Origin of the sequence: Shewanella sp. Sh95 (assembly GCF_001308045.1) — a bacterium.
Taxonomy (GTDB): Bacteria; Pseudomonadota; Gammaproteobacteria; order Enterobacterales; family Shewanellaceae; genus Shewanella; species Shewanella xiamenensis.
This window is the reverse complement of the sequence record NZ_LGYY01000116.1, coordinates 18843-27830: the sequence shown is the minus strand read 5'-3', so window position 1 is coordinate 27830 and position 8988 is coordinate 18843. Positions and strand designations below refer to the sequence as shown.

Sequence of the window (8988 nt, the reverse complement as noted above, 5' to 3'; positions counted from 1 at the left end):
GACGGCACTTTGTCGCAAGCTGCCAGCACTTTTACAGTGACTGACAACTGCTTATATCCCTTCGACAACAATCATTGCCTAAAACTTCCCAAGCACTATGGGATGACTTACCTCGTCTGAAATAAACCATTTTTTAATGAATTAGCTCAATCTATTACCTCAGATGCAGTCTCAACGACTTTTGATGACTCTCATTCAAATCATTTGAGCTAGAGCTGGTTGCAGGCAAACGGAAAGTGCATTATGTTGTTGATTTAAAATGGGTGGCCGGATTTATTGTTGCCTAAAACTTCCCAAGCACTATGGGATGACTTACCTCGTCTGAAATAAACCATTTTTTAATGAATTAGCTCAATCTATTACCTCAGATGCAGTCTCAACGACTTTTGATGACTCTCATTCAAATCATTTGAGCTAGAGCTGGTTGCAGGCAAACGGAAAGTGCATTATGTTGTTGATTTAAAATGGGTGGCCGGATTTATTGCCTTTCATGGGGAACATGAAAAAGGCTTTTGATGAAAGTCAAGAAAAACTAGATAGCTATATGATTGAGGAGATTAACTATAACTACAGCAAGATTAAAGAGTCACTCCTTCAGAATCATGAGAAAAGAAAGCACATTTTGTCTGTAGCATTTGATTTGCATGAGCAAAATAATTGGATTGCGTGTATTCCTCTTTTCCTGTCGCAAACTGAAGGTATTTTCTCCGAGAATGTAGGTTCTCTTCTGTTCAGTGAACACGAACAAAGAAAGGAAAAACTTCAAGAGAGGTTCAAAGATAAAGCTGGTGAGTATATGCCTTATCTTTACACTCCTTTTGAGTCAAAAACACAATTTTCTGCTGGCATTTCATCTGCAAGTGAAAACAAAAAGAAGAACGGTCCAAATCGTAATGGCATATTGCATGGCTCTAGAAAACACTTGGACTATGGAACAAAAATTAACAGCTATAAGTGTATATCGCTTTTGTCTTATGTTTCTATGGTATTTACATTCCTTGAGCTAGAAAATCTCGACACCCATCCTTAATCGTGCTGCTGAGACTGTTTATCATTCTGTGTCAGATTAACTTCTACTTATAATCGCGGTTAACAATGGCTGGTTTACTAAGCAATCGACCACGCAGAGTGTGAGTTTGAGGCAATGCTAAAGCTGTCATAGTGTGCTAACCAATTGAAATAATAAAAATCCCTGCCTAGCAGGGATTTTTGCTTTTAGCTTATACCGCAATAGCACGGCTGATTAACGTAAATCTACTTGAAGGGCCACACCTGTACTTTGGCCTTCACTTTGGAGCGTAATGTAATACCAGCCAGCACTGGGATTATTGACCTTGATTTGCTCCGTAGTGCTGCCAGCATTTGTTGAAGCGGCTTCATATTGCTGGGCATTGGCCCAGCTGCGACCCGAGTAAAGGCTGACATCTCCAGTTCCGTGGGCCGAGCGTACTTCTAGTTGGCTTGTCCCTTCAGGAATCCAAAGGTAATAGTCATTACGGCCATTGGCGCTGCAGACGGCATCACCCGGCGTGAGTTGGGTATAGCTCACTGGGGATTTAGTCGCACAGGCATTGGCAATTTGATTAGGAACGCTACTGCCACCACCGGCTTTAAGGTTGAAGCTCACGCCACTAAATTCACTCGTGGTATCAACAGTGATATATCGCCAGCCACGGTTTGCCGTAAAGCTAAAGGACTCTTTGTTGCCTTGATTTACACTGCTGGCTTGGGCATTGCTCGCACTTGCCCAAGTATTGGCATTAAAGTAAATATTGGCATCGCCTGTTCCCCCGGTTGTGCTGACACTAAATTGGCTGTTGTCAGCATCGACCCAGAAATAAAAGCTATTACGGCCACCGCTAAGGCATTCATCTTTTCCGAGGGTTAGCTTGCCGTAATTGATGGTTGCGGCGCCGCAATTGCTGGGTACTTCACCACCAGTATCGCCGCCATCACCTAAATCGGGATCGGTATCGGCAACTAACTCAGTGGTACTCACTAGCATATCAACACCACCAAAATCGCCTTCTAGGGTGATATAGTGCCAAAGTTCATTGGGGTTTAGGCTCACTTTGATCACTTGGTAATTACCGTTGCCGATGCCATAGCCCTGATTTTTTTCAGCACTTGCCCATCCCCTTGAATCGTAATAAATATCGGCATCACCCCAACCACCGCCAATTTTGATCCAAATATCCTGAGCCGAGCGGTCAGTGTTGGCAAAGCTAAAGCTGGCTCGGCCTTGTTTGGCGTCAATACACTCCATAGGTACCTCAAGACTGAGGCTGGCTGACTCGCTATAGCGGTATGCTTCGTTACTGACTTGGCAGGGCGAGTAATCTTTGCTGATGGTGCCCGCAGGGCCTGCCCAGTTACCTTCGCGACCACTGGCATTAGACTGTTCATCACTTGGGCCTTTATCGACAATACCATTGTTAGTGGTGCTTAAACCACTGGTGAGCCAGCCGCGCCATTCGTTGTCATAGCGGGTGCCAATGGAATCCATAAATGCTTGATATTCAGCATATTGGTTATTACGCAGGAAGGTTAAGATCTGGCGAACATCATCGCGGTGGTTTTCAAACATAAAGCGTACGGCGAGGTAACCCCAACGGTAGATGCGGTCTTGGCCAGAGTCATAGGTGTTTTTAAAGATGGTTGAGAGCATATACTCGCCCGTTTCCCCCATGGCGATGGCAGCAGGGTTGGCATCTCGGTATGAAATATATTCTGCTAATCCTTCAATCCACCAAATTGTGTTGGCAGATACGCTGCGGCCGAAATCGCCAAACAAGTTATAGCGGCCATCGAGGTAATGCACGTATTCATGCTGTAAGTTCCACACATGAAAATCAGGTTGTCGCCATTCGGCCTCATAGGCAATAAAACGCGCTTGGTTTTTAAGTCCAGCGGGAGAGCCTTCTAAATACATGCCGCCATTGTTGGTATTGATCCCAAAAATGCTGTTGGCGAGGGATTGATATTCTGACGAGCTGCCAAAAATCACCAGCTCTAAATCATCATTGTTATCCTGTGCGACCGCCTGCATTCCCGTTTCGAGTATCGTGTGGAAATGGCTTTCTTGCTGACTTAATACTCCGCATGCCCATTTAGCTTGATCTTGGTAAAGATCTTGGGCGCGGATCTTGAGGCTGTCGGAGCATTTCCAATTGAACGGTAAGCTATCGGCGGCCAATTGCGCCTTGAAACCACAGATCTGATAAGCATTACAGTTGCTGCGATCGTAGTAATCTGCCATCTCGGCGGCAGCAAACCACAGCACCTTACTGGGATCATTTTTGCTGGTGCTATTTAAGATATTTTTGACCAATTGGGTCACTTTAGGGCGCATGGTATCAATGTAGTACAGTCTAGATAACTCTCTTACAGCATTGACTAAAACATATTCAGCATTGGTGCCGAGTAAGTCCCTATGGTTAAGTTGGAACTGGTTGAGCGCATCCAAAATGGCATGATCTCGGGCAAACAGCGCCTGCATGTCAGGATTCCACTGGGCGCGGAATAAGGTGGTAAACACGGTATTGGCGGCCGCATTCATCGCAAAGCTGGCTTGCCATGCGCTGTTGTAGTCATTGAGTACTTTGAGGGTGACAAAGTTAAAATCAGCCCCCAGTTCAGCCGAATCAATCAGGATCAGTGCTTCTTTGAGCACGCTGGCATTGGCATCGGAGAGTGTCCAAATGGCGTTATTAGTAAAGAGAGCATTAAGCGCTGATTTTAAATTATTTTTCACCGCACTGCTGTAGGCGGGTACGTCGCTGGGATTGTAAAACTGCACATAAAGCGCGGCGCGCACAAAGTAAATATGTGACTCAATGCCTTGGTTATCCACGCCAGTGTATTCGGGCGCCTTGGCCGCAATCGCATTAGCAACTGTGGATACATTCGCCTCACTAAATACGCTGCTTGCGTCACTTCCCTTGAGATTAAATAGCTTACCGACACACTGCGGCGAGGACTGCGTTATCTCATCTAACAGGGCTTGGCCCGATTTACCGACAAAGTTACTACAGTCGGCATTGGCGGCAAAGCTGCTGGTTTTTGATCTTGGAGAGTTCTCGAGCAACGCTCGCTGTTGTGAAGAATGTGCATCGAGGTACTCAGAGTGTGTTGGCTCGTTAGGGGAGGCTATCAAGCTGTTGCTGGGTAATAACGGCCGATGGCTGACATCAAAATTGAGTGGCGCTGACGGCGAAGCTAACGGTGCTAGCGCACTAGGGATTGCTGTGTTTTTCGCTTGTATTGAATGGTTTGGATCTTGTTGTGAATGGTTATGGGCGAGCGAGGGTGTAGCGATGGCTAAGCTAATAGCCGCGAAAAGTAGGGTCTGTTTCATGGTGTATCCATAGTTATTTTTATCTGCAAAGCAGATCTTCCTTGGGCGTTATCCGATGTATTACAGCAATTAACCTCGGACCTCATTGGTCCAACTGAATTTAATGCTTGTCTAATTCAGTTAGCGCCGAAATATCATGAAATAAATTGCATAAAATATCCAATATAAATCGATAAAAATTTACAATTTTTTCACATTGTTTTTATCGTTATGTTTTTATTGTATTTTTTATTGAACTATCGTGCGGTTAATAAAGATTGGTAATGTAGACGGCAATTGTTTTAATGTGACATCGTTTCATTCAAGTTGCTGGCGTCCTTTTGTTACCTCGCTAACGGTCAACAAAGTTCATTCCAACATTGTTTGGGTTAATATGCTTTAACCTGAGTATGATGCCGCTATGTTTACAGCGATAAGCCGAAATCCCAAAGTTGTACAAGGAGTTAGCTATGTCAGATTTACCAAAAGATTATGCCCATATTCATATTGAACAACCCGGTGAGCCAGAGGTGATGCAACTTTCTCGATCTCCCTTGCCGGTTGTCGGGGCCGGACAAGTTCTTATCCGAGTAAGTGCGGCTGGGGTGAATGGGCCGGATCTCAAGCAAAGGGCAGGAGCCTATCCGCCGCCACCCGGAGCATCGTTAATTTTAGGGCTTGAAGTGGCTGGTGAAATTTGCGCCATAGGTGAAGGCGTGACTCAATGGCAACTGGGGGATAAGGTTTGTGCTTTAGTCCCTGGTGGCGGTTATGGCGAATACACCTTGACCTATGCCGCTCATTGTTTGCCGATTCCAAAGGGATTTTCCATGGTGCAAGCTGCCGCGTTACCTGAAACCTTTTTTACCGTTTGGGGTAACTTATTTATGCGCGCCGGACTCAAGGCTGGCGAAACCGTTTTGATACACGGTGGCTCTGGTGGCATTGGCAGTACGGCGATTGCGCTGGCGAATCGTCTTGGTGCGCAAGTGATTGCGACTACTGGGCAGGATGAAAAGCGCGACTATTGCTCAGGATTAGGTGCCCATCTTGTTGTCAATTACAACACTCAGAATTTTGTCGAAGAAATCATGAGCTTTACGCAGGGTAAAGGCGTTAATGTGGTATTTGATATCGCGGGTGGCGATTTTATTAACCTCAATTTGCAAGCGCTTGCGTTGGATGGGCGTATGGTGTCGGTCTCAACTCAACGTAGTCCTAAAGCTGAGGTTAATATTCTCCAGCTGATGGCTAAGCGAATTGTCTGGACAGGTTCAACCCTAAGACCACAAACGGTTGAAGCCAAAGCTGAAATCGCAAGGCAATTACACGAACGTGTTTGGCCATTACTTGATAGCCAGCAAATCGTGCCGCATATTTTTGCAACGTACCCATTGAACGATGCGCCTAAGGCCCATAGATTAATGCAGTCGGGCGAACATAGGGGCAAAGTGGTATTAACATTTTGAATTAACTCAGCTACAAGTTGTAACCTCTTATCGCTTCAATAATTTAATGGTTATAGGTGCATAATTAAAACTTGATGTGATGTTTTTTTAGACTAAAGTCGTTAGTGACAAATTTTTTTAGAGACTTTGGCCGAAATTAATGCGTAATAAGTGAAAATTTCATGGTTTGAGGCATTGATTATCGAAAATATTCTGTAAAAATACCCAGTTGAAAACGTCAGAGACTTTCCGGCGCTATTCGTGGATCAAAGCAAGCGTCGCTTCGCTTATTCAGACTAAAAAACTCATAGTGTATGTGTTGATTTAAGGGTATTGGCATATATGTATAACACAGCAAAGAAACAGGTTTGGTATGGTGAGCTGAGAACATCGAAGGGCAATGCGATTGTCGTCCACGACAACCAGCTGCCAGAGGCTTCCCCTGGACGAATTTACCTCTACAATACCGACCGTGATGCCATTGTTGAGTATGTAGAAGACATAGTAAAAGTGAACCTATACGACTTAGATGAGGCCGCATTAAAAGCTGCTGAGGCTAAGTTTAGCGGTGCATGGAAAGCGGCTCGCGCTCAATTTATGAGCAAGCATCAAGCTCGTATTGATCTGAACAACGTTAAGGATTCTGGCCCAGTACGTAAGGCTAAACCTGAGGTTGAGCCTGAAATCGAAACCGATGCAATTGGTGCTGATTTCGATGAAGATTGGGGCGATGATTTCGACGATTAATATCCAATTTGCTTCGGCAACATTGGATAAAGGTAAGGAATGAAACGACTTTATTCCTTACCAGCCTTTCTTTTTAATTCCTACAGATGCTCATTTCAACTTTAGTCAACAATATCAAATTGATATCGACTAATATGATGATAGATTTTCCCTGGTACTAACCAGGCATCATCACCCAATTGCGGTTGATTGGGCGAGTCAGGCAGCTTTTGCGGTTCAATACACACGCCCTGATGTTGGTGCAAACTTTGTTGGTTTCGTCCCACGGTTCCCGCTAAAAAGTTAGCGCAGTAGAGTTGTACGCTAGGCTGATTGGTAAATACCGTCATGGCGCGGCCGCTGACAGGACTGCTTAAACAACCAAAGCGGCGTAGTGAACCATCGGGGTTATCCATCAAATAGCAATGATCATAACCTTGGGTGCTTGTTAGTTCGGGAGCGTGAAGTTTTTCGCCAAGGGAAACACTTTGAGTTAAATCGAAAATACTATCTTTAACCTCAGCAATTCCTGTCGGGATGCCGACTTCATTCATCGTCAAATAGCGTGTCGCATCGATTTGCATCTGGTGCTGATAATTATTGCTCGTACCATCCAGATTAAAATAGCTGTGCTGCGTTAGGCTCACCGGACAAGGTTTATCTACGGAGGCCAGCATTTCTACATAGAGATTATTGGCGGCAAGGCGATAGTCTAATTGCACCGTGCAATTACCGGGGAAGCCCATATCGCCATCTGGACTCACTAAGGTTAATCTTACCCCATCGGGAAGCGGGCCTAAGTGCCAGTTCTTTCTGTTAAAACCTTCGCGGCCACCATGTAAGCAGTTGCTAGCCTGATTGATATCCAGTTGATAGGTTTGCCCCTGATATTGCAGCTTGCCAAGGGCGATACGATTGGCAAAGCGGCCTGCAATGGCGCCAAGGTGGGCATTTTGAGTCAGGTAATCTTCGGCACTGTCGCAGCCTAGAACGATATTGGCGCGCTCACCCTGTTTATCGGGCGTCCAAAGCGCGCGAATAATGCCGCCTAAACTGAGCACTTCCAAGGCGATGATGCCATTGTCTATCCGCACGCGTTCAATTTCGCTGCCGCGGGGATCGGTCCAAGGATCTAATACACTGAAACGCACCATTTAGTTTCCCTCATGTGTCATTTAACCGTTTGATTTTGCCTCTTAAAAATGACAAATACCACACAATTCATGGTTGAATTCGTATGGTATTAGTGGCGGAGTTAGCTGGTGCGATTAAGTGTTTAGCTGTCGATACGGCCCGCGCCAGCACTCGCTGAACAGAGATAAACGGTTGCGTCTATCCCTGTTTGCTCGAAAAATGTCTGTTCGACCGCAGAAACTACCGCATCGGTAAGCTCATGGTCGACGAGCGCGACCACGCAGCCATCGGTCATGCGTATGCCACCGCGTTCGCCAATCACTTGGCTAACAATATCCACCAAAGTGTCAAATTCCGGTAGTGTTACCTCAAAATCATCCCGCAATGATTGATGAGACTGAGCCATTAATAGGCTGAATTTAGAAATATTATTTTGCTCTAGTGCCCGAGCTGCACTCTGAGTGCGTTTATTCTCGGTGACTACGTGTTTGGCGCGGCGATAAAGGGTTTCATCCAATTTATCCTTGGCACTTTCAAGCTGACGCAGTTCAAGATGGCGCAGAGCGTCTAAACCAAAAAATTCGGCAGCTTGAGCGCATTCCTCACGTCGCTGCTGGCTAATCGCCGCTAATCGTTGTTTCTCAATATGCGCATCAATGATGATCAGGCTGAGATTCTCAGGGATTGCAATCGCTTCGCTATCAAGGTCAAGGCAGTCGATGAGCAGGGCATGATCCGGCTCGCCCATCGCGCAAACCATGTGATCCATAATGCTGCAAGCCGATGCGACGTACCGATATTCGCCACGTTGCGCTAATTGTGCTACTGCCATCGGTGAGAGATGCAATTGGCTGCTGTCACTAATAGCTGTACCAAAGGCGACGACCAAGGCGCCAGAGGAAGATAATCCTGCTGCGAGCGGTACATCGCCTACCACGGCTAAATCTAAGCCCTTGGCAATGAGCCCTGTGTTGGCCATCGCCGCTGTGAACCCTTTTAAATAATTTACCCAACCGTCCTCGGGATGGATTTCGGTTTCTTTGCCAAAGGTCCATTCTTTAATTTGCCCGGGAAAGGCATCAGCAACGGCGCGAAACTTGTTGTCTTCACGGCGTTTAACGGCAATCACCGTATGAAAATTAATGGCGGCAGGCAAAACAAAGCCGTCGTTGTAATCCGTGTATTCACCGATCAGATTTACTCGACCTGGGGCTTGATATAAATCATCGGCTTTAGTGCCAAAGGTTTGGACAAATAACTTGGTGGCGCGCTGCGCAGGGTTCGACATGCTGAGAAGACTTCCAAAAAAGCTGGGCTAATTTCGTTCTTGTCTTCGATTTATAT

General features: G+C 45.8%; 6 protein-coding genes. 3 read left to right on the top strand and 3 right to left on the bottom strand.

The window, feature by feature from the left end:
- Positions 1–499: 499 nt before the first annotated feature.
- Positions 500–1030, top strand: coding sequence for a hypothetical protein (locus AEA42_RS08785; RefSeq protein ID WP_037430335.1), 531 nt, complete (start codon positions 500–502; stop codon positions 1028–1030).
- A gap of 213 nt (positions 1031–1243) precedes the next feature.
- On the opposite strand, the gene AEA42_RS08780 is transcribed toward AEA42_RS08785, so the two are convergent.
- Positions 1244–4357, bottom strand: a complete 3114-nt coding sequence (locus AEA42_RS08780; RefSeq protein ID WP_055647539.1) for a M9 family metallopeptidase — start codon at positions 4355–4357, stop codon at positions 1244–1246.
- 449 nt (positions 4358–4806) lie between these two features.
- Here AEA42_RS08780 and AEA42_RS08775 point away from each other — a divergent pair, with 449 nt between their 5' ends.
- Both AEA42_RS08775 and AEA42_RS08770 read left to right on the top strand, forming a co-directional pair.
- Positions 4807–5805, top strand: a complete 999-nt coding sequence (locus tag AEA42_RS08775) for an NAD(P)H-quinone oxidoreductase (RefSeq protein WP_047539800.1) — start codon at positions 4807–4809, stop codon at positions 5803–5805.
- Between the two features lie 321 nt (positions 5806–6126).
- The gene (locus AEA42_RS08770; RefSeq protein WP_037414254.1) at positions 6127–6531 is read left to right on the top strand and encodes a hypothetical protein; all 405 of its coding nucleotides are present in this window, start codon (positions 6127–6129) and stop codon (positions 6529–6531) included.
- 101 nt (positions 6532–6632) lie between these two features.
- On the opposite strand, the gene AEA42_RS08765 is transcribed toward AEA42_RS08770, so the two are convergent.
- Both AEA42_RS08765 and galK read right to left on the bottom strand, forming a co-directional pair.
- Complete coding sequence (locus AEA42_RS08765; RefSeq protein WP_055647538.1) at positions 6633–7664, bottom strand: aldose epimerase family protein; 1032 nt, start codon at positions 7662–7664, stop codon at positions 6633–6635.
- A 122-nt stretch (positions 7665–7786) separates the two neighbouring features.
- Positions 7787–8932 (bottom strand): galactokinase, encoded by a 1146-nt coding sequence (gene galK / locus AEA42_RS08760; protein ID WP_055647537.1) that lies wholly within the window; start codon positions 8930–8932, stop codon positions 7787–7789.
- Positions 8933–8988 lie beyond the last annotated feature (56 nt).